Origin of the sequence: Pollutimonas thiosulfatoxidans (assembly GCF_004022565.1) — a bacterium.
GTDB lineage: Bacteria > Pseudomonadota > Gammaproteobacteria > Burkholderiales > Burkholderiaceae_B > Pusillimonas_D > Pusillimonas_D thiosulfatoxidans.
This window is the reverse complement of the sequence record NZ_CP022987.1, coordinates 2,047,222-2,066,791: the sequence shown is the minus strand read 5'-3', so window position 1 is coordinate 2,066,791 and position 19,570 is coordinate 2,047,222. Positions and strand designations below refer to the sequence as shown.

General features: G+C 57.8%; 19 protein-coding genes, 2 tRNA genes, 1 rRNA gene and 1 other RNA gene. 13 read left to right on the top strand and 10 right to left on the bottom strand.

What is annotated here, in order from left to right; all coding sequences use genetic code 11:
• Positions 1-35: 35 nt before the first annotated feature.
• From tolR to CKA81_RS09880, 4 genes are read right to left on the bottom strand one after another with little or no spacing between them, the layout of a single operon-like run.
• Entirely contained in the window at positions 36-479 is a 444-nt protein-coding gene (tolR, locus tag CKA81_RS09895) for a protein TolR (RefSeq protein ID WP_128355109.1), read from the bottom strand.
• Positions 479-1,156 carry a protein TolQ gene (tolQ, locus tag CKA81_RS09890; protein WP_128355108.1) on the bottom strand — a complete coding sequence of 226 codons (678 nt, stop codon included), beginning with the start codon at positions 1,154-1,156 and terminating at the stop codon, positions 479-481. The genes tolR and tolQ overlap by 1 nt, the downstream gene beginning before the upstream one ends.
• Positions 1,157-1,158: 2 nt before the next feature.
• A complete protein-coding gene (gene ybgC / locus CKA81_RS09885) occupies positions 1,159-1,608 on the bottom strand; it encodes a tol-pal system-associated acyl-CoA thioesterase (RefSeq protein WP_228255698.1) in 450 nt (149 codons plus the stop codon).
• A 5-nt stretch (positions 1,609-1,613) separates the two neighbouring features.
• On the bottom strand, positions 1,614-3,347 hold the full coding sequence (locus CKA81_RS09880) for a proline--tRNA ligase (RefSeq protein WP_128355107.1): 1,734 nt from the start codon (positions 3,345-3,347) through the stop codon (positions 1,614-1,616).
• A gap of 64 nt (positions 3,348-3,411) precedes the next feature.
• Between CKA81_RS09880 and CKA81_RS09875 the strand changes: the two genes are divergently transcribed.
• The 3 genes from CKA81_RS09875 to CKA81_RS09865 are packed head-to-tail and all read left to right on the top strand — an operon-like array spanning position 3,412 to position 6,151.
• Positions 3,412-3,978, top strand: coding sequence for an RNA pyrophosphohydrolase (locus CKA81_RS09875; protein WP_128355106.1), 567 nt, complete (start codon positions 3,412-3,414; stop codon positions 3,976-3,978).
• Entirely contained in the window at positions 3,959-4,636 is a 678-nt protein-coding gene (locus CKA81_RS09870) for a response regulator (RefSeq protein WP_128355105.1), read from the top strand. Before CKA81_RS09875 ends, CKA81_RS09870 begins: the two co-directional genes overlap by 20 nt.
• A 3-nt stretch (positions 4,637-4,639) precedes the next feature.
• On the top strand, positions 4,640-6,151 hold the full coding sequence (locus CKA81_RS09865) for a sensor histidine kinase (RefSeq protein ID WP_128355104.1): 1,512 nt from the start codon (positions 4,640-4,642) through the stop codon (positions 6,149-6,151).
• Here the strand turns inward: CKA81_RS09865 and CKA81_RS09860 are convergent.
• The 3 genes from CKA81_RS09860 to CKA81_RS09850 are packed head-to-tail and all read right to left on the bottom strand — an operon-like array spanning position 6,148 to position 9,090.
• The gene (locus tag CKA81_RS09860; protein WP_128355103.1) at positions 6,148-7,053 is read right to left on the bottom strand and encodes an NAD(P)-dependent oxidoreductase; all 906 of its coding nucleotides are present in this window, start codon (positions 7,051-7,053) and stop codon (positions 6,148-6,150) included. The genes CKA81_RS09865 and CKA81_RS09860 overlap by 4 nt on opposite strands.
• Positions 7,054-7,111: 58 nt before the next feature.
• Positions 7,112-8,617, bottom strand: a complete 1,506-nt coding sequence (locus CKA81_RS09855) for a tripartite tricarboxylate transporter permease (protein WP_128355102.1) — start codon at positions 8,615-8,617, stop codon at positions 7,112-7,114.
• An 11-nt stretch (positions 8,618-8,628) separates the two neighbouring features.
• Positions 8,629-9,090, bottom strand: coding sequence for a tripartite tricarboxylate transporter TctB family protein (locus tag CKA81_RS09850; RefSeq protein WP_128355101.1), 462 nt, complete (start codon positions 9,088-9,090; stop codon positions 8,629-8,631).
• A gap of 278 nt (positions 9,091-9,368) precedes the next feature.
• Between CKA81_RS09850 and CKA81_RS09845 the strand changes: the two genes are divergently transcribed.
• From CKA81_RS09845 to CKA81_RS09830, 4 genes are all read left to right on the top strand, one after another.
• The gene (locus CKA81_RS09845; RefSeq protein WP_128355100.1) at positions 9,369-9,773 is read left to right on the top strand and encodes a hypothetical protein; all 405 of its coding nucleotides are present in this window, start codon (positions 9,369-9,371) and stop codon (positions 9,771-9,773) included.
• Between the two features lie 5 nt (positions 9,774-9,778).
• Positions 9,779-10,093, top strand: a complete 315-nt coding sequence (locus CKA81_RS09840) for a cell division protein ZapA (RefSeq protein WP_128355099.1) — start codon at positions 9,779-9,781, stop codon at positions 10,091-10,093.
• A gap of 47 nt (positions 10,094-10,140) precedes the next feature.
• Positions 10,141-10,325, top strand: a non-coding RNA gene (gene ssrS / locus CKA81_RS09835) — 6S RNA.
• A gap of 49 nt (positions 10,326-10,374) precedes the next feature.
• Positions 10,375-11,100 (top strand): SIMPL domain-containing protein, encoded by a 726-nt coding sequence (locus CKA81_RS09830; RefSeq protein WP_164878373.1) that lies wholly within the window; start codon positions 10,375-10,377, stop codon positions 11,098-11,100.
• Here CKA81_RS09830 and lgt read toward each other — a convergent pair.
• Positions 11,051-11,848, bottom strand: coding sequence for a prolipoprotein diacylglyceryl transferase (gene lgt / locus CKA81_RS09825; RefSeq protein ID WP_128355098.1), 798 nt, complete (start codon positions 11,846-11,848; stop codon positions 11,051-11,053). The two genes, CKA81_RS09830 and lgt, sit on opposite strands and share 50 nt — an antisense overlap.
• A gap of 101 nt (positions 11,849-11,949) precedes the next feature.
• On the opposite strand from lgt, the gene CKA81_RS09820 reads away from it, so the two are divergent.
• Positions 11,950-12,303: a c-type cytochrome gene (locus tag CKA81_RS09820; protein ID WP_128355097.1), complete on the top strand. Its 354-nt coding sequence runs from the start codon at positions 11,950-11,952 to the stop codon at positions 12,301-12,303.
• A 12-nt stretch (positions 12,304-12,315) separates the two neighbouring features.
• Positions 12,316-12,843 carry a peptide-methionine (S)-S-oxide reductase MsrA gene (msrA, locus tag CKA81_RS09815; protein ID WP_128355096.1) on the top strand — a complete coding sequence of 176 codons (528 nt, stop codon included), beginning with the start codon at positions 12,316-12,318 and terminating at the stop codon, positions 12,841-12,843.
• Here msrA and CKA81_RS09810 read toward each other — a convergent pair.
• Positions 12,840-13,808 (bottom strand): nucleoside recognition domain-containing protein, encoded by a 969-nt coding sequence (locus tag CKA81_RS09810; RefSeq protein WP_228255696.1) that lies wholly within the window; start codon positions 13,806-13,808, stop codon positions 12,840-12,842. The genes msrA and CKA81_RS09810 overlap by 4 nt on opposite strands.
• Positions 13,809-13,886: 78 nt before the next feature.
• Positions 13,887-15,008 carry a 4-hydroxyphenylpyruvate dioxygenase gene (gene hppD / locus CKA81_RS09805; protein ID WP_128355095.1) on the bottom strand — a complete coding sequence of 374 codons (1,122 nt, stop codon included), beginning with the start codon at positions 15,006-15,008 and terminating at the stop codon, positions 13,887-13,889.
• Between the two features lie 146 nt (positions 15,009-15,154).
• On the opposite strand from hppD, the gene CKA81_RS09800 reads away from it, so the two are divergent.
• The 4 genes from CKA81_RS09800 (at position 15,155) to CKA81_RS09785 (ending at position 19,562) form a co-directional block, all read left to right on the top strand.
• On the top strand, positions 15,155-15,631 hold the full coding sequence (locus CKA81_RS09800; protein WP_128355094.1) for an Lrp/AsnC family transcriptional regulator: 477 nt from the start codon (positions 15,155-15,157) through the stop codon (positions 15,629-15,631).
• 2,117 nt (positions 15,632-17,748) lie between these two features.
• Positions 17,749-19,281, top strand: a 16S ribosomal RNA gene (locus tag CKA81_RS09795).
• Positions 19,282-19,390: 109 nt separating this feature from the next.
• Positions 19,391-19,467 (top strand) — tRNA-Ile (locus CKA81_RS09790).
• Positions 19,468-19,486: 19 nt separating this feature from the next.
• Positions 19,487-19,562: transfer RNA gene (locus CKA81_RS09785), tRNA-Ala, on the top strand.
• The last annotated feature ends 8 nt before the right edge of the window (positions 19,563-19,570 follow it).

Below are 19,570 nucleotides of genomic sequence, written 5' to 3'. Positions count from 1 at the left end.
AGGGGAACGATCGCAACATAGACCGCCGATCGTTCCTATTTTTCTACGGGTTTGGGCGCGGCCGACTGATCGACGAGCAAGCCCAGCCGCTGGATGCCGCTGGCGCGCAACTCGTCCATGACCTTCATCACGGTTTCGTAGGGGACGCGTCCGTCAGCCGCAATGATCACGGGGGTGTCGGCGGTAATGCGCGACCTGACCTCGGTGACCAAGCTTGCGCTGTTGATCTCAGCGAAGTCTTCGCCCGCGTCGCGCACCCGCAGCGAAATGGCGCCATCCTGTTCGATCTGGACTTCAACCGGCTTGGCCTGAATCTCGTTTGCGCTTCCGACCGTGGGCAGTTCGATCAGACCCGGGGTGATCATTGGGGCCGTGACCATGAAGATCACCAGCAACACCAGCATGACATCGATGTAGGGCACGACGTTGATGTCGTTCTTGAGGCGACGGCTGCGGCTGCTGCCGCGTGCTGATGGCATTAGCGCACCTGCCGCTGCAAGATGTTGAGGAACTCGTCGATGAAGCTGTCGAAGCGAATCGACAGTCGGTCGATCTCGTTGGTGTAGCGGTTATAGGCGACGACGGCGGGTATGGCGGCGAACAAGCCGATAGCCGTAGCGATCAGGGCTTCGGCAATGCCGGGGGCTACCGCAGCCAGGGTGGCTTGCTGCATGGACGACAAGCCAATGAAAGCGTGCATGATGCCCCACACCGTGCCCAGCAAACCAATATAGGGGCTGACGGATCCGGCCGACGCCAGGAAGTTCAGGTGAGCTTCCAGGGTGTCCATTTCGCGCTGGTAGGCTGCTCGCATGGCACGGCGAGGGCCGTCAAGCAGCGCGTCTCCGCCTCCGCCATTGGCGCGCCGCGCCTTCACGAATTCAGTCATGCCGGCATCGAAAATGCGAGCCAGCGCACCATGCTCGGCGCGGCGCGTGGCGACTGCCTGTTGCAGCACGGAAAGGTCGCCGCCTGCCCAGAAGTCGTCCTCGAATCGCCGAGTTTGTTCGTTGGCGCGCTTAAGGGCCGCCCGCTTGCTGAAAATATAGGTCCACGACAAAATCGAGATGCCCAGCAATATGAGCATGACCGCTTGTACGGGGATACTTGCATGGATCAGTAAGGTAAGCAACGATAGGTCGCTAGCGGCTTGCATGGTTAGTTCTTGGCCTTCTGCAGTAGGGTTCGGAGTTCAGTCGTTAGTGGGGCTGGACGTAAAGTACTGGCATCAACGCAACACACTTGGATATCGCTTCCGCACAACAGTTCCCCGTCGCGCTTGGCGAATTGCCTGAAGTTGATGGAGGCGGGGCCCACACGAACGATGGTGCTGTGTATGGCAAGCAGGTCATCCAGTCGGGCCGGTTTGCGGTATTGTATTTCAACGTTCTTGACAACAAATATGCGGCCTTCTTGTGCTGCCAGTGCAGATTGATTCACACCCAGGCGACGCAGCCATTCCGTCCGGCCTCTCTCGAAGAACTTCAGGTAGTTGGCGTAGTACATGACGCCGCCCGCGTCGGTGTCCTCGTAATATACGCGAATATCCAGAGTGGAGAACTGACTGGCTGCTTCCATGCGCATGTCTTTGGTTAAGTCGTGTGACATCCGCCTTATAGCGCTTCCAGACGTTGCAGCGCTACGGCTGCCGCTTGGGCCACATCGACCTTGTCGGCTTCGGGCTGGCGGCGTGTCTGGATCTCGACCACATTATCCTTAAGCCCACGGTCCCCGATCGTGATGCGCAGCGGCACACCGATCAGTTCCCAGTCTGCGAACATGATGCCTGGTCGGGTATCGCGATCATCCAGCATGACCTCGACCCCTTGCGCGCTCAGTTGGTCGTATAGCGCTTGGGCGGCGTTGCGAACTGTTTCACTTTTGTGCCAACCCATGGGACAGATGACGACTTCGAACGGTGCGATGGCGCGAGGCCAGACGATGCCCTTGTCGTCATGATTTTGCTCGATGGCTGCCGCAGCGATCCGGCTGATTCCAATCCCGTAGCAACCCATTTGCAGCATCGCCGGCTTGCCGTCGGTTTCCAGGAAGGTGGCGCCGAGCGCGCGCGAATACTTGTCGCCCAGGAAGAAAACGTGGCCGACCTCAATGCCCCGCTGTATGGCCAACCGGCCGCCCTGCGGATCGGGGTCGCCTGCGACCACATTACGCAAATCGGCCGATTGCGGCTCAGGCAGATCGCGGCCCCAGTTCACGCCGGTGTAGTGGAAGCCCTCTTGGTTGGCACCGCAGATGAAGTCGCTCATGTTGGCCACTGTGTGGTCCGCAATGATGTTCACCGGGCCGGGCGGGCTTATAGGGCCCAAGTAGCCGGGCACGCAGCCGAAGGTGTCTTGTATTTCGGTTTCCGTCGCAAAACGGTAGCCGTTCTCGAAACCAGGCAGCTTGCCGGTTTTAACTTCGTTCAGGTCGTGATCACCGCGCAGCAGCAGTAACCAGATCGTGGCCGGCTTGGCGGCGTCAGCATCTTCGGTTGCCAGAACGATGGACTTGACCGTATCCGCCAAAGGACGGCCCAGTTGTTCGGCGACGATTTCGCATTTGGGCGCTGCGGGTGTCGCGGCCTTGACCAGTTCGGCGGTGGGGGCCGCCCGTTGGGCAATGAGGCAGGGCGCCGCAGCCAGCTCGATGTTGGCCGCATACTGCGATTGCGGGTTGTACACGATCAGGTCTTCGCCGGTATCGGCAATAACCTGGAACTCGTGGCTGCGGGAGCCGCCGATGGCGCCGGTATCGGCCGCGACCGCGCGAAACTCGAGCCCCAACCGCTGGAAAATGCGCATATAGGCGTCATACATGGTGTCGTAACTGGCTTGTGCCGAGGCCTCGTCGCGGTCAAACGAGTAGGCGTCCTTCATGGTGAACTCACGGCCACGCATCAGCCCGAAGCGCGGGCGGCGCTCGTCCCGAAACTTGGTCTGGATATGATAGAAATTCAAGGGAAGCTGCCGCCAGCTATGAATTTCGTTGCGCGCGATGTCGGTGATCACTTCTTCCGAAGTGGGCTGCAGCACGAAATCACGTTGATGCCTGTCTTTCATGCGCAGCAATTCGGCGCCGTATTGTTCCCAGCGACCCGATTCCACCCACAGTTCGGCCGGTTGCACCACCGGCATCAGCAGCTCGATGGCGCCGGCACGATTCATTTCTTCGCGCACTACCGCTTCTATCTTGCGCAACACCCGCAGGCCCAGCGGCATATAGCTGTAGATGCCGCCGGCCACCTTGCGTATCATGCCGGCCCGCGTCATAAGCTGGTGGCTCTTGATTTCGGCTTCCGCCGGTGCTTCTTTCAGGGTGTTGATGTGATACTTGCTTGCATACATGGTGGGGATCTCGACAGATACGTATAATCAGCGTAATTGTATTGAATTCGCTTTGGGGTGGCCTATGTTAGACCGTGAAGGCTACCGTCCTAATGTCGGCATTATCCTCGTAAACCAAAAAAACGAGGTTTTCTGGGGTAAACGGATACGGGAGCACGCTTGGCAATTTCCGCAAGGGGGCATCAAGTACGGAGAAAGCCCCGTTCAAGCCATGTACCGCGAGCTGCACGAAGAGGTGGGCTTGCGGCCCGAACATGTTCGTATATTAGGGCGGACGCGCGACTGGCTGCGTTATAACGTACCGAACAACTTTATTCGGCGCGATTCACGCGGTCACTATAAAGGGCAGAAACAAATCTGGTTTCTGCTCCGAATGATAGGGCGCGATTCAGACGTCAGTCTGCGTGCTACGCATAGCCCCGAGTTCGACGCCTGGCGCTGGAGCCAGTATTGGGTGCCGCTGGATGCCGTCATCGAATTCAAGCGCGAGGTATACACGCTTGCGCTGAACGAACTCGCCGTTATTCTGTTCAAGCGCGGTCAAGAAACCCGTTACTTGCGACAGCGCGTGCAAAGCCAGCGCTCGCTGCCTGCAGCGGAGCCCAAGGGCCATGCGCGTACTGTTGGTTGAAGACGAGCAAGAAATGGCCGCCTGGCTAGAGCGCGCACTCGCCCAAAGCGGGTTCGTGCCGCATCATGCGCCCGATGCCCGTAGTGCCGAGCACCTGCTTTCGCGCAATGACTACGACGCCGTCATTATGGACCTGCGCCTGCCCGACAAGCACGGGCTGGTATTGCTGCGTGAAATGCGCTCGCGCGGCGATGTGACGCCCGTGCTCATACTGACGGCGCAGGGCGCCTTGCAGGATCGCGTGCGGGGGCTCAACCTGGGCGCCGACGACTTTCTCAGCAAGCCCTTTGCGCTGGAAGAGCTCGAGGCAAGGTTGGCCGCCTTGGTGCGACGCAGTCGCGGGCACCAATCGCCTCGCCTGGTTTGCGGCTCGCTCGAGTACGACGATGAAAGCCGCCTGTTTACGCTAGGGGGCGATCTCTTGCATCTCACGCCGCGTGAACATGCTGCGCTGGCGGTTCTCATTGGGCGTAGCGGCATGCCGGTAGAGAAAAGCCACTTGTTCAATCGGGTGTTTGATCACGATAGTGAAGCCAACGTTGATGCCATCGAAGTCGTGCTGCACCGCTTACGCAAGAAGCTGGCGGGCAGCGATGTGCATATTGTGACGGTGCGGGGAATGGGCTACATGCTAGAAAGCGTTACTGAAGAAACCTGATACATGAGCCGCACACAGCAGAACCCACGCGGAAGCATCCGCCATTGGCTCTTGGCTTTGCTTATACCGGGCACGATTGCTTTGTTGGTATACGACAGTCGCAACGACTATCTGGCGCTGACGGCAGTCACCCAGGAAGCCTATGACAGCGCGCTGCTTGAGCCAGCCAAGGTGCTCGAAACCAGTGTGGCATTCAATGAAGACGGCACCTTGCGCATCGACCCGCCGTTTTATGCCCAGGTGATGCTCGAGTCGCGGGCAGGCAGCCGCAAGTATTTTCGGGTGGAAGAGATTTCCCCCATGGTGCTCAGCCTGGCTGGGGCGCGCACCAAGGGCCTGACAGGGCAGACGCTGCTTGGCATGCGCGGTCTGCCGCGTCCGGAAGTGCTCGCCGACAACGAGGGCGTGCCCGTTTTCTACAATACCTTGTTCAGCAACGACGAGGTCCGTATGGTCGCCGTCTGGCGCGACCTGCACTTTCAGGGCACGCATCGCCAGGTGCTGATCATGGTGGGCGAAAGTCTGGACATGCGTCTTCGTACGCAACAGCAGGCCTGGCGCCAGGGCCTGTTCCGCGATGCCCGCATGCTGTTGCTGGTGGTGTTGCTGGTATGGTTCAGCGTGCAATGGGCATTGCGCCCGCTAGGCGAGCTGCGCCGCGAGATCAAGACGCGCAAGGTGGACGACTTGACGCCTCTGGATGCCGACCAGGTCCCGCGCGAGGTGGCTCCGCTGGTAGAGGCTGTGAATCACCACATCGATTTGTATCGTCGTGTGCTCGACAAGCAGGCGCAGTTCCTGGCCGATGCGTCGCATCAGTTGCGCACCCCTTTGGCGATTATGCGCACACAGGCGCAGTATGCCAGGCGAGAGCCCGACACCGACAGAATGCGCGAAACCCTGGACGCCATCATCAAGCAGTTGGGACAGACCTCGCGCTTGACTGAGCAATTACTGTCTTTGGCGCACGCCAGCCGCAAAGACGCTGCGGCACGAACCGAGATCGATCTTAACGCCCTGGCTCGCGAGGTCGTGCTGCAATACTTGCCGCTGGCGCGCGAACGTCACCAAGACCTGGGCTGGCTCGATACAACAGAGGGCGGTCAGGATGGTGACGACGCAGACGAAGGCCCCATCTGGGTGTTGGGAAACGAAGCCGAGCTGCACGAGTCCATTGCCAACCTAATCCATAACGCCATCAATCATTCGGGCACCGCTTCCATCATCACGGTGTCGGCGGGCATACGCGAGGGTTACGCCTATGTCAGTGTGTCCGATAACGGCGTGGGCCTGGATCCGTCTTTACGAGAAAGCGTCTTCATGCGCTTCGATCGTGGCGCGCGCCGCGGTCACACGGTCAGTCGGGGCGGCTCTGGATTGGGTCTGGCGATTGCACTGGCTTACGCCGAACGCAATCGCGGCACCATTGCCCTGGGCGACGGCGACCCGTCGCCGGGTGGCACAGGATTATGCGCCACCCTGAAGCTCCCGGCCATCCAGCCGGCTGCGGCTTAACTGCGCAAGCGTTTGATCAGGCTGGAGGTATCCCAGCGGTTGCCACCCATTTGCTGGACATCGGCGTAGAACTGATCGACCAGCGCGGTGACCGGGACGCGGGCTCCGTTGCGCCGTGCCTCCGAAAGTACGAGGCCCAGGTCTTTGCGCATCCAATCTACGGCAAAGCCGAAATCGAATTTGTCCTCGATCATGGTGGACCCGCGATTTTCCATTTGCCAGCTTTGTGCAGCGCCCTTGCTGATCACCTCAAGCACTTGCTTCATGTCGAGTTTGGCCGCCTGGCCGAAGGCGATGGCCTCGGACAGACCTTGTACCAGTCCGGCGATACATATCTGATTGACCATCTTGGCCAACTGGCCGGAGCCGGATTCACCCAGTAGCGTCACAGCCTGGGCAAAGTGATAGGCCAGGGGCTGGATGGTGTCGAACTGCGAGCGGTCGCCGCCGCACATGACAGTCAGTTTGCCATTGACGGCACCCGCCTGGCCGCCTGACACCGGGGCATCGATGAAACCGACGCCTTGCTGTTTGGCTTGCTGATAAAGTTCGCGTGCGATTTCCGCCGATGCGGTGGTGTGGTCCACGAATATCGCACCGGAGGCCATGCCGGCCAATGCGCCGTTCTCGCCCAGCACGACGCTGCGCAGGTCTTCGTCGTTACCGACGCAGCAAAACACGATACCAGCGTTGGCGGCCGCTTCCTTAGGGGTGCGCGCAGCTTTACCGCCGAACTCTGCGGCCCATGCTTCGGCCTTGCTGAATGTACGGTTGTAGACCGTGACCTTGTGTCCGGCCTTGGCCAAGTGGCCCGCCATGGGGAAGCCCATGACTCCCAGACCCAGAAAGGCGACTTCTGTTGAGGGGTGGTTATCGTAGGGCCTGGCATTGATGGAAGGCATTTTTTTTGGTCTCCGAAATTAATTATGGGGTGCTTGGCACCCCATAAGATTAACTCATTCAACCTTCCTCTACGAAGGTCTCGTCTCGCTTCTTCTTGATGGACGGCAAGGCAACGATGACGACCAATGCCGCTGCCACGACCAGCAAGGACAGCGATAGCGGCCGGGTTACGAAGGTTGTGTAGTCGCCCCGTGCCAACAACAGTGCGCGGCGGAAGTTCTCTTCCATCATGGGCCCAAGAACCAGACCGAGCAGCAAGGGCGCACCTTCACATTTGAGCTTGGCCCAGATGTAGCCAATGAGACCGAAGGCGGCGGTCATCCAGATGTCGAAGACGTTGTAGTTCAGGGAATAGACACCGATGGTGCAGAACACAAGAATGGCTGGAAACAGAATGCGGTAGGGCACTTTCAGCAACTTGATCCACAAGCCGACCAGCGGCAGGTTCAGCACGACCAGCATCAGGTTGCCGACCCACATCGATACGATCAGGCCCCAGAACAGATCGGGGTGGCTGGTCATCACCTGCGGACCGGGCTGGATATTATGGATGGTCATCGCGCCTATCATCAGCGCCGTCACGGCGTTGCCCGGTATGCCCAATGTAAGCAGGGGGATAAACGAGGTCTGTGCGGCGGCGTTGTTGGCGGACTCAGGTCCGGCCAGCCCGGCCGGGTGCCCCTTGCCAAAGCGTTCAGGGTTTTTGGAAAGTTTCTTTTCCAGCGTATACGAGGCAAACGACGACAGTACGGCGCCGCCACCTGGCAAGATGCCCAGAGCCGAACCCAAGGCAGTGCCGCGCACGCAGGCGGGCCAGGCTTCCTTGAATTCCTGTTTGTTCGGGTACAGGCTTCCGACCTTGCCCGTGATGTCGACGCGCTGGTCCTTGAGTTCCAGGTTGGTCATGATTTCGGCGAAACCAAACACGCCCATGGCAACGACAGCGAAGTCGATGCCATCTTGCAATTCGGGGATGCCGAAGTCATAACGAGCGACGCCCGAGTTGACGTCAGTGCCGACCATGCCGAACAGCAAGCCCAGCAAGATCATGCAGATCGCCTTGGGCAGCGAGCCCGAAGCCAATACGACCGCCCCGATCAAGCCTAATATCATTAGCGAGAAATACTCTGCCGGTCCGAACTTGAAGGCGACTTCGGCCAGCGGAGGCGCAAAGCCGGCCAACAGGACCGTGGCAACGCAACCGGCAAAGAAAGAACCGATGGCAGCGATGGCCAGCGCTGCGCCGGCTCGGCCATTGCGAGCCATCTGATGGCCGTCCAGTACGGTCACCACCGCAGAGGTTTCCCCCGGTAGCGCCACCAGAATGGCCGTGGTTGAGCCACCGTACTGCGCGCCATAATAAATACCGGCAAGCATGATCAGGCCCGCCACCGGTGGCAGCACATAAGTAATGGGCAGCAGCATCGCGATGGTGGGTACCGGGCCGATGCCGGGCAGTACACCGATCAGGGTGCCCAGCAGGCATCCCAACAAACAATAGGCGATATTTTCGTAGGACAGGGCAACAGAGAACCCTAGTGCCAGGTGATCTAACAATTCCATTTGGGGTTCCTTTAATTGCCGATGAAGCTAGGCCACAGCGGGAAGATAAGCCCCAAGCCTTTGATGAACGCCAGCCAAACAAACACGACCAGAGCCGTGGCGGTCGGTATGGCGATCTTCCAACTGAACTGGTGGCTGGCCATGCTGCTGAGAACCACCAGCAAAAATACAGAGATATAAACACCCAGGTAATTGAAAGCCAGGCCGCACAGCGCGACCGATCCGATCACGATGCCGGTAATCTTCCAGTCGAAGCGCTCCATTTCGACCTCTTCCGCCTTGCGTGAAAAAGCGCCTAGCGTCACTGTGGCGCCTAGCACTGCCAACAGCACCCCCAGCCAAAAGGGGAAATAGCCAGGTCCCATACGGGCCGATGTGCCCATGGAGTAGCTGGTTGCGCCCAGGGCGAAACCGACGCCCAGGGCGACGAACATAATGCCGGACCAGAAGTCCTGTTTGTTTCGAATTTGCATGTTGGTGTAGTCTCCAGACTGCAATTAAAGCTGATGCCAAACTACCAAAGGTGAAGCATGGTAATGGACGGCGACATGGCTGGAAACCCAGGATACCCCGCAAAACTCTAGGGTTTACCCTGGATTGGGGCAGATTTCGCCAGGCAGTCATGTAGCTTGCGCCATAAGTAGGCGGATTGAAAGAACATTGAAAGCCGTTGGAAAGGGTGGTGAAAGGTTATGATAGCGTTTCACTTTTTGCTAACCCGTTCACGGTTGGATGGTTTACGATAACGCCCATGTTGCAAGATCTCGATTCCCTAGCCGCCCGTATCAGCCAAATGGTGAAGTTCACTCGTCAGCTGCAAGACGAGCGTTCGACCATGCAGGCGCGCGTCCGTACGCTGGAGCAAGAGCGCGACGCGCTGCGCGACCAGTTGCAGCGGCGCGAGGCCGACTATTCGTCCGTGTCCGATCGCATCGCTGCGCACGAGGCCGAGCTGCAGTCTCTGCATGCACAGGCTCGCGCCACTCAGGCTACACTTGAAACAGACGTCGACCGCTACAAGACCGAGTGCGAAACCGTAAAACACAGGCTCGCGGCAACGCAGTCAGATGCCTCGCACTTGCGGCTGGTGGCCGACAAGGCAAAGAACCAGATTGATTCAATTTTAATGCGCCTGCCCGGCGCACCTCGGGAGTAAGCACCATGGAACGTGTCGACGTATCCATACTCGGGCGTGATTATTCATTAGCTTGCCTGCCGACGGAGAAAGAAGCATTGCTGGCGGCGGTGCGTCATGTAGACCAGCGCATGTTGGGCATCAAGGGCTCGGGCAAAGTCTCCAGCAACGAACGCATTGCCGTCATGGCTGCAATCCAGATCGCCGGAGAGCTCCTGTCCATGCGGGCTCCGGACGGCCCACTCGGTAATGTTGCGCTTGGCGATTTCAAGCGTAAAATTGATGACATGAACGACATGCTAGATCAATTGGCTGGCTCCGTCGCTCCGATCCAAAGGTAGGTATACTCCTTCATTTTCCGGATACGCCTTATGGCGTGTTCCACAGTTAGTCCCTGCCGTGTTCGTGACTTGGCCATACATTCCTTGAACCAATGCTTATGGCATACAGGTTGCTGGATTGACAAGTAGGCGTGACTGCCATTTTTATGGTGTTCCCGAAGCTTGACTGAAGGCGACCACCTTGGACCTCAGGTTCCAGGATGCCGGCCTAGACGGCACAGGCGGGGCAATTTCCAGAAAAGCTCGTCTTCGGACGAGCTTTTCCTTTATGAGCGACGAATATGATTCTCTCCTTGACGGTTCGTAAATATTTCTTATCCGTGGCGTTGATGGCGGTGTCAGGCGCCGTGGCCCTGCCGGCGTACGCGCAAGAAGCGCAACACAAAAAGCAGCAGTGGCCGCAAGCCAGTCTGCAGGCCGAAGCATCCGCCGAGGTGGTGCAAGATACGGTGCGCATCACGCTGGCTTCCGAGCTTAGCGACAGTTCACAAGCCGCAGTGGCCAATGTGCTCAGTAAAACGCTGGAAGACGTCATGATCGACGCCAAGGGTCATAACAAGATCAAGGTCAGTAGCGGCAACTACCGGATCTGGCCCATGAACGACCAGGATGGCAAGATCTCCAACTGGCGCGGGCGCGCTGAAATCGTCTTGGAGTCGCAAGATTTTGCGGCCGCTTCGCGTCTGGCGTCTGATCTGAACGAGCGCATGCCGATCGCCAACCTGCAGTTCTCGGTGTCGCCCAAGGCGCGCGCCGAAAAAGAGGCGGCATTGCTGACCCAGGCGGCGCAAGCCTTCCGCGATCGTGCACAAGCCCTGGCGCAAGCCTTTGGTTACGCCGGCTATGCCATCAAGGAAATCAATCTGGGCGGATCGGGTGCGCGTTATGAATCGGCGCCACGCATGTTGGCGATGTCAGCCAAGGCTGATGTACCGCTGGAAGCCGGTACCGAGACAGTCAGCGTGTCGGTGCAGGGTTCGATTTTCTTGAACTCAACACAAAAATAAGTATGCCGGCCGCGATCATGGGCAAGGATAGTAATTGGCCCATGGTAAGCCCGCCTGCAAGCAGGCCGAGGTAGTAGTCCGGTTCTCGGGTGTATTCGACCAGGAACCGGAAGACACCATATCCAGCCAGGAAGACAGCGCTGACCTGGCCCGTGCGGCGCGGCTTGCGTGCAAACCACCACACCAGCGCGAACAGCGCGAAGCCTTCCAGCCCCATCTCGTAAAGTTGCGAGGGATGGCGTGCCAGCCCGTCACCGCTTTGCGGAAAGACCATCGCCCACGGCACATCGGTCGGACGGCCCCAGAGTTCGCCATTTATAAAGTTGCCCAGTCGTCCCGCACCCAGGCCCAGCGGAATAAGCGGTGCTATGAAGTCTCCGACCTCCAGCAGCGACTTGTTGCGCTTACGCGCGAAGAGCATCAGGACGACGATGACACCGACCAATCCGCCGTGGAAAGACATGCCGCCTTCCCACAGGTAAAGGACCTCTAGCGGTTTGTGCAGGTAGTCGCCCGGCTTATAGAACAGCACATAGCCAAGCCGGCCGCCAATGACCACGCCCAGGACACAATAGAAGATCAGGTCTTCAAGGTCGCGCAACGTCAGATCCGTTTTGCCGTGGGCGATGCGCCATCGTCCCAGGATCCACACCAGTGCAAACCCAATCAGATACATCAGCCCATACCAGTGGATGGCGATAGGGCCTATCTGCAAGGCGACGGGATCGATTTGAGGATACTGAAGCATACGTAGTATTGTCCTGTTTGAATATCGCCGATAATACCGCGATACGCATTCACCCGGCCCGATGCGCGGGCCGATTCACCGTACGCAGGCAGGTGCAGTTCATGGTTTTTAGAAGGTATGCTGGGGTTTTCGTCGTGAGTAGTATCGTTGCAGTTGCCGCGCCGGCCGCCGCCCAGAGCGGTACCACCGGGCAGCAATTGGCCAGCTCAAAGAATTGTCTGGCTTGTCATCAGATAGACAGCAAGCGGGTCGGCCCCGCCTTCAATGTCATTGCGCAACGCTTTGTCAATCAGGACGGAGCCGCCGACTATCTGGCAGCGACGATACGCAGCGGGGGCCGTGGCCGGTGGGGTGCCGTTCCCATGCCTGCACAACCGCAAGTCAGCCCCGACGAGGCACAGCAACTGGCGGCCTGGATACTTTCACTTGCCGCCGATGCATCAAGTGCGGACTAACAAGGAGCGACAATGAACGAAATTGCAGTTTTGGGTGGTGGGTGCTTCTGGTGCACCGAATCCGTGTTTTTGTCGGTTCGTGGGGTCAGCGAGGTCACCTCCGGGTATAGCGGCGGCCATGTCGAGAACCCCAGCTACGAACAGGTGTGCGCCAAAAATACCGGGCACATCGAAGTCGTGCGTGTGGTGTTCGACCCCGCCGTTATCGATTACGAAGCCATACTCGAAATATTCTTCGGTACCCATGATCCCACCACGCTTGATAGGCAAGGCGGGGATGTTGGCCCGCAGTATGCGTCTGCCATTTTCTGCCAGTCGGCAGAGCAAAAAGCCATTGCAGAAAAGGTTATCGCGGGCGTGGAGGCCGAACTGGGCGAGAAGGTCGTAACCAAGGTACTGGACGCCGAACGCTTTTGGCCGGCAGAGCAATACCATCACGATTACTACACCCGCAACCCCAATCAAGGATATTGCCAGGTGGTGATTTCACCCAAGCTGTCCAAGTTTCGCCAGCGTTTCGCGCAATATTTGCGTGCCTAGGTTTGCTGTTGGGCAACGCGCGTCGTTGCCCAACTGCCGCGGTCGGTCAGTCGCGCCAACGCCGCGACGATAGCCAGCGTCACCGCAACACGCCCGACCAGCACCACCCACACGTCGGCACCCAACGCCATCAGCAGCAAGGTGTCCTCGATCAGCGAGTGTGACAAGGACAGCCACGACAGGGCCAGGAAACGTGTGCGTGGAGAAAAGTTCTGCTTTTCCGACTCTTCAATAATCAAGGCCCCGCCATAGGTCAGGCCCAACAGTACGCCCACGGTCGTAACCGGCGCGACCTGCGCATTCAGGCCTGATATCCGCAGCAAAGGCATCAGCGCTGCCGTAATGCGGCGCGTGATGCCCAGGCGATCCAGGGCGTCCAGTGCAAGTACCAGCACCAGAATAATGACGAAGGTCAGGACCAGGGAAAAGGCGGTGGCTTGTATCCAGGCAAAATAGCCGGTGTCGCCGCTGCCCGACATCATGGAAGATCCCCGCAGCCATTCAAATGACAAGGGTTCGGACAGGGTGCCGGTCCAATGGCAGATCCACGCTACGGCGCCGCCATACACAATAGCCGTGCCTATGCGTAGCGCCGCTGTCACGCCGAAGCTGGCACCTGCGCGTCGCACGATGGCTTGCTCCACCGGAATGGCATGGGCAAATAGCATCATTGCGCACAAGGCGCTGACCTGTGCGACGGTCATCTCGAAGGTGGGGGCCAGGGTGCTAAGCGAAGCAATGCCGCCGTAGATGCCGGTCAGCAGGGTGGTTGCCCAGATGATGCCGGCCTCCGGCGGTAGATGCAGCAGAGCCATTGCAGGCGCGATCAGACGGCCGATAAGATCGACCAGACCCAACTCCTGGCCGATCTGTACAATCACCATGACCGGCAGCATGACCTTGGTCACGGTGATGAACAGCCGCCAACTACGCTTGATCAGCGCTACTACGTATCCCAGCATCATGCTTCCCAATGGTTGTATGTGCCGGAGATTTTATCGGTTTCCCGATGGCGAGGTAAGCAGGCCGACAAGCACTGTGGTTTATTCAACCGTCTTGAGTACGCCCCGACGCATTTGGTCCAGTTCGATGGACTCGAACAAGGCTTTGAAGTTGCCTTCGCCGAAGCCATCATTGCCCTTGCGCTGGATGATCTCGAAGAAGATGGGGCCGATCTGGTTTTCGGTAAAGATCTGCAGCAGCAGGCCGCCTTCGGCTGCGCCGTCCAGCAGAATCTTGTTCTTCTGCAAGCGATCGACGTCTTCGCCATGATTCGGCAGGCGGCGATCAAGCAGCTCGTAATAGGTGTCTGGAGTGTCCAGAAACTTCAGTCCGGTGCCGCGCAGTTGCTCGACCGTCTTGTGGATGTCTTCGGTGGCCAGCGCAATATGCTGAATGCCTTCGCCGCGGTACAGATCCAGATACTCTTGAATTTGCCCTTTCTCGTCCGTGCCTTCTTCGTTGATCGGAATGCGGATGTTGCCGCAAGGCGAAGTCATGGCCTTGGATTTCACGCCGGTGACTTTGCCTTCAATGTCGAAATAACGAACTTCGCGGAAATTGAACAAGCGCTCATAGAACTCCGCCCATTCGTCCATGCGGCCTTTATGCACGTTGTGCGTCAGGTGGTCCACGATGGTCAGCCCGGCGCCCACGTGATGCAGGTCATCGTGTGCAGTTTCAACACTGAGCGGCTCGAAGTCGACGTCGTAGATGCTGATGTCGCCGATACCACCGTGGCCGGCCTTGCCTTGCCAGCGGTCCACCAGATAAATCAATGAGTCACCTATGCCTTTGATGGCGGGAATGTTCAGTTCCATGGGGCCGCTACCCGAGTCGAAGCCCCAAGCGCCCAACTCCAGCGCGCGCTTGTATGCCTTGGCCGCATCGTCCACGCGAAATGCGATGGCACAGATGGACGGCCCGTGCAGACGCGCGAAGCGTTGCGCGAACGAGTCGGGTTCGGCGTTGATCAGGAAGTTGATGCCGCCTTGGCGATAAAGCGTGACGTTCTTATTGCGGTGTTTCGCGATGGGCTTGAAGCCCAGGGTCTCGAATACTTTGCCCAGGGCGATGGGATCGGGCGCGGTGTATTCAATAAATTCGAAGCCGGCGGTGCCCATGGGATTTTCCCATGGCGTAGTGGTGGTCGGTGTCGTGTTCATGTTCTGGAACTCCATAAGAGTGTTGCGTACGGATGTCGTATGGAGAGATTTTAAGAAATATTGGATGGCAGGCGATTGCTAAAGTAGCTGATTGTTTGCCGGATTGGGCAATATAATTGCTTCGATTGTTTATCTAAGGGTGGTTTATGGCACAAAATGACTTGGACCGGGTGGATCGGCAAATTTTAATGGAGTTGCAGCGCAATGGACGCCTTAGCAATCAAGATCTGGCCGACAAGGTGGCGCTGTCTCCCAGCCCCTGCCTGCGACGTGTGCGCCGACTGGAGGAGGAGGGCTATATAGATAGCTATGTGGCTTTGGTTAATCCGGACAAGGTGGGGCTTAAGTTGCTGGCTTATGTGACGATCCGGCTGAACAAGGTGTTCCGGGCCAGTCATTCGCCAGTGTCGGATTTCGCGCGCGATGTACAAAGCTGGCCGGAGGTGGTGGAGTGTTATGCGATGTCCGGAGATATGGATTATCTGCTGCGGGTGCAAGTGGAGGACTTGACGCAGTTTTCGCGGTTCGCGATGGATAAGCTGATGCAGCATCCAGCTGTGGTTGACATGCGGTCAAGTTTTACGCTGCAAAGGATTAAGGAGACGACGGAGATTTCTGTCTAATCGTAGATGGCTCTCTTATGTGCTCGGGATCCAGCTTTTGGCCGCGTGCGTGCACTTGTTGAGCCTGGCCATATCGCAATTCTGATGTTCACTGCGATGGGCCTGGTAGCCCGAACTTGTGATGCGTTCTTCGTCAATGCGGCTTTGCTATTACGATGCGCTGTTCCTATTGCGTTGCGTTGCTCCTATTGCGATTCGCTGCTTCTATTGCGCGCGGCGCGGCGTGGGGGCACGGGCTGGGCTAGACGGTCACGGCCCCGGCTTGCGCCGTGGCAAACCTTGCGTCAGGGCCACGGCGGGGCGCCTGCGGAACTCGCAACGTCGGGGCAGTGCCCCGACACCCGTGTTGCTCGGACACCCGCAGGCTTGCCTCCCCGCCGCAGCCCTGCCACAAGGCGTGCCCTAAAGCCGCCCAGCCCGTGCCCCCACGCCACACCGCGAGTCTGTAGTGATTGTGACGGCGTGGGTAGCCTTCTGACTGGAGCGGCTAGGGCGTCGGTGTGTCTTCCCTCTATATATAGGTAACGTATAGATATAGGTAGCGTGGAGATATAGGCCAGCGTGACGGCGCTGCGTCGTTTATAGCGGGGACCTTTGATAGCCAGGCAGGCATTATCAAAACGAGTAGCGAAGCAGCGAGGGTGAATGCCTTTGAGGCCCCGGCTTCTCGAGATTGCAGCGACATTGGAAGGAGAGGAGGGGCGGCCAATGCAGGGTCAGGCTCGTGGCCGCGCCATTCTGGCACTTCTTAGCCATATTCCGCGGCTGGCGGCGCTTTGCTGTCTTGGGACGGGCGCCAAAGTAATCCGTATTGCCTGCATGGACCCTTTATATATGGCCTCTCAGTATCCGCCTTCGCTATATCGGAGCGATGCAGGACGGAGATGATATATAGAGAGGGCAGCGCCCAACGGCATGGGGAAAGAATGCGAAATCCCCCAACGCGCCAGCTTATCCCTATCGGTCCGCCCTATGAATAGTCCAGGCCCGAGGTGTGGGGCAGCGGTTGCGCGATTTGTCGGCCCCGCCGCGGGTCGGCGCTGCACGGGGAGGCAAGCCTGCGGCTGTTCGACCAACGCGGGTGTCGGGGCACTGCCCCGACGTTGGAAGTTCCGCAGGCGCCCCGTGCAGCGTTGACCCGCGGGCAGCCCTGGCGCAAGCCAGGGCCGGGGTCGATGAGCGCAACCGCTGCCCCACACCTCAGGCAGGGTTTACTGCACAGTACGTGGCAATAAGATTCAAACACCAGCGCGACAAGCGCTTTATAGCGGCGCCTTAATCGTTAACAGCCTCTTCGCCCAGGTAAAAAGCGTGCTTTCCCATGGAATTTAGCCCCGCCGCCAAACTATTTTCACCTCGCCCAAAAAAACATTCCACCAGTATTTCAACAGCTTATCTGTCTAGCCGTCATCAGCGCGTCACAAAACCGTGCTTTTGCCCGCAAAGCGAGTTGCACGGCCTAAAAACCCTGTGCTATAGTTCTGTTCTTCGCAGCACACGCGACTGGGGTTAACCCTAGTTAGCAACCGGCACTAAGGCTTTGAAAATAAAGCAGTTTTACCGGGCAAGTGGGTTGCAAGGGCAGTAAAACAGGTAGCGAAAAACTTCTCGGATTATGGTATGATTTCGGTCTTGCCAAAAAACGGCAAGGTAGAGGACAAAGCAGCGGCGCTTTAAGGTAGTTTTTAAAGCGCGCTGGCAGCAAGGGTGAGGGTAGTGTGAAGTTTGTGGCGTTAAGCCCGACCGAACCACCCCAACTTGACAGGCCAGAAAAACTGCTTCATAATCTCGCTTCTTTGCTCGAGGCACACACGGCCAGCCACACGCTGCCAGGTGGGTTAGCCGAGCAGGCAGTAGTACAGAATTTAGTACCCGAGGGGTTGTTCGCACAAAACGCCTCACACGCTCTTTAACAATTTAACAGCCGATAAGTGTGGGCGCTTGGAATGAGTGTGCAGCCTTCTCACGAGGGTTCGCCAAAATTATCAAGTGCTCGCACATTGAAAAAGTAAAGGTTTGAAGTAATTTAAACCGGTCTTTTTCTTTGAGCAGACGCGACGTATGACCTGCCGGGTTCTTAGGAGCTCGGTTTGGAAATTACGATTTATACAGAGATTGAACTGAAGAGTTTGATCCTGGCTCAGATTGAACGCTAGCGGGATGCTTTACACATGCAAGTCGAACGGCAGCGCGGGTCTTCGGACCTGGCGGCGAGTGGCGAACGGGTGAGTAATATATCGGAACGTGCCCAGTAGCGGGGGATAACTACGCGAAAGCGTGGCTAATACCGCATACGCCCTACGGGGGAAAGGGGGGGATCGCAAGACCTCTCACTATTGGAGCGGCCGATATCGGATTAGCTAGTTGGTGAGGTAAAGGCTCACCAAGGCTGCGATCCGTAGCTGGTTTGAGAGGACGACCAGCCACACTGGGACTGAGACACGGCCCAGACTCCTACGGGAGGCAGCAGTGGGGAATTTTGGACAATGGGGGAAACCCTGATCCAGCCATCCCGCGTGTGCGATGAAGGCCTTCGGGTTGTAAAGCACTTTTGGCAGGGAAGAAACGGCGCCGGATAATACCTGGCGCAACTGACGGTACCTGCAGAATAAGCACCGGCTAACTACGTGCCAGCAGCCGCGGTAATACGTAGGGTGCAAGCGTTAATCGGAATTACTGGGCGTAAAGCGTGCGCAGGCGGTTCGGAAAGAAAGATGTGAAATCCCAGAGCTTAACTTTGGAACTGCATTTTTAACTGCCGAGCTAGAGTATGTCAGAGGGGGGTAGAATTCCACGTGTAGCAGTGAAATGCGTAGAGATGTGGAGGAATACCGATGGCGAAGGCAGCCCCCTGGGATAATACTGACGCTCATGCACGAAAGCGTGGGGAGCAAACAGGATTAGATACCCTGGTAGTCCACGCCCTAAACGATGTCAACTAGCTGTTGGGGCCTTCGGGCCTTAGTAGCGCAGCTAACGCGTGAAGTTGACCGCCTGGGGAGTACGGTCGCAAGATTAAAACTCAAAGGAATTGACGGGGACCCGCACAAGCGGTGGATGATGTGGATTAATTCGATGCAACGCGAAAAACCTTACCTACCCTTGACATGTCTGGAAGCTTTAAGAGATTAAAGTGTGCTCGCAAGAGAACCGGAACACAGGTGCTGCATGGCTGTCGTCAGCTCGTGTCGTGAGATGTTGGGTTAAGTCCCGCAACGAGCGCAACCCTTGTCATTAGTTGCTACGAAAGGGCACTCTAATGAGACTGCCGGTGACAAACCGGAGGAAGGTGGGGATGACGTCAAGTCCTCATGGCCCTTATGGGTAGGGCTTCACACGTCATACAATGGTCGGGACAGAGGGTCGCCAACCCGCAAGGGGGAGCCAATCCCAGAAACCCGATCGTAGTCCGGATTGCAGGCTGCAACTCGCCTGCATGAAGTCGGAATCGCTAGTAATCGCGGATCAGAATGTCGCGGTGAATACGTTCCCGGGTCTTGTACACACCGCCCGTCACACCATGGGAGTGGGTTTTACCAGAAGTAGTTAGCCTAACCGCAAGGAGGGCGATTACCACGGTAGGATTCATGACTGGGGTGAAGTCGTAACAAGGTAGCCGTATCGGAAGGTGCGGCTGGATCACCTCCTTTCAGAGCGAAGCACACGAAGCGAAAGCGTCCACACTTATTGGCTGTTTGATTAGAAAGAGTAAGCCACGACAAGGTTACGGGTCATGCTGCAGGGCATGGCGCGCACACTGGGTCAGTAGCTCAGTCGGTTAGAGCACCGTCTTGATAAGGCGGGGGTCGTTGGTTCGATTCCAACTTGACCCACCAGTACGGTTTTTATCGGTGCGGGGGATTAGCTCAGCTGGGAGAGCACCTGCTTTGCAAGCAGGGGGTCGTCGGTTCGATCCCGTCATCCTCCACCAAGCTTCTT

Bases quoted from the DNA above. Each gene is read 5' to 3' on its own strand.
- CKA81_RS09840 (WP_128355099.1), top strand. From the start codon at position 9,779: ATGGAACGTGTCGACGTATCCATACTCGGGCGTGATTATTCATTAGCT.
- CKA81_RS09810 (WP_228255696.1), bottom strand. From the start codon at position 13,808: ATGATGCTGGGATACGTAGTAGCGCTGATCAAGCGTAGTTGGCGGCTG.
- msrA (WP_128355096.1), top strand. From the start codon at position 12,316: ATGAACGAAATTGCAGTTTTGGGTGGTGGGTGCTTCTGGTGCACCGAA.
- CKA81_RS09850 (WP_128355101.1), bottom strand. From the start codon at position 9,090: ATGCAAATTCGAAACAAACAGGACTTCTGGTCCGGCATTATGTTCGTC.
- tolR (WP_128355109.1), bottom strand. From the start codon at position 479: ATGCCATCAGCACGCGGCAGCAGCCGCAGCCGTCGCCTCAAGAACGAC.
- hppD (WP_128355095.1), bottom strand. From the start codon at position 15,008: ATGAACACGACACCGACCACCACTACGCCATGGGAAAATCCCATGGGC.
- CKA81_RS09820 (WP_128355097.1), top strand. From the start codon at position 11,950: ATGGTTTTTAGAAGGTATGCTGGGGTTTTCGTCGTGAGTAGTATCGTT.
- CKA81_RS09860 (WP_128355103.1), bottom strand. From the start codon at position 7,053: ATGCCTTCCATCAATGCCAGGCCCTACGATAACCACCCCTCAACAGAA.
- CKA81_RS09845 (WP_128355100.1), top strand. From the start codon at position 9,369: ATGTTGCAAGATCTCGATTCCCTAGCCGCCCGTATCAGCCAAATGGTG.
- CKA81_RS09855 (WP_128355102.1), bottom strand. From the start codon at position 8,617: ATGGAATTGTTAGATCACCTGGCACTAGGGTTCTCTGTTGCCCTGTCC.
- tolQ (WP_128355108.1), bottom strand. From the start codon at position 1,156: ATGCAAGCCGCTAGCGACCTATCGTTGCTTACCTTACTGATCCATGCA.
- CKA81_RS09870 (WP_128355105.1), top strand. From the start codon at position 3,959: ATGCGCGTACTGTTGGTTGAAGACGAGCAAGAAATGGCCGCCTGGCTA.
- CKA81_RS09880 (WP_128355107.1), bottom strand. From the start codon at position 3,347: ATGTATGCAAGCAAGTATCACATCAACACCCTGAAAGAAGCACCGGCG.
- ybgC (WP_228255698.1), bottom strand. From the start codon at position 1,608: ATGTCACACGACTTAACCAAAGACATGCGCATGGAAGCAGCCAGTCAG.
- CKA81_RS09830 (WP_164878373.1), top strand. From the start codon at position 10,375: ATGATTCTCTCCTTGACGGTTCGTAAATATTTCTTATCCGTGGCGTTG.
- CKA81_RS09875 (WP_128355106.1), top strand. From the start codon at position 3,412: ATGTTAGACCGTGAAGGCTACCGTCCTAATGTCGGCATTATCCTCGTA.
- CKA81_RS09800 (WP_128355094.1), top strand. From the start codon at position 15,155: ATGGCACAAAATGACTTGGACCGGGTGGATCGGCAAATTTTAATGGAG.
- lgt (WP_128355098.1), bottom strand. From the start codon at position 11,848: ATGCTTCAGTATCCTCAAATCGATCCCGTCGCCTTGCAGATAGGCCCT.
- CKA81_RS09865 (WP_128355104.1), top strand. From the start codon at position 4,640: ATGAGCCGCACACAGCAGAACCCACGCGGAAGCATCCGCCATTGGCTC.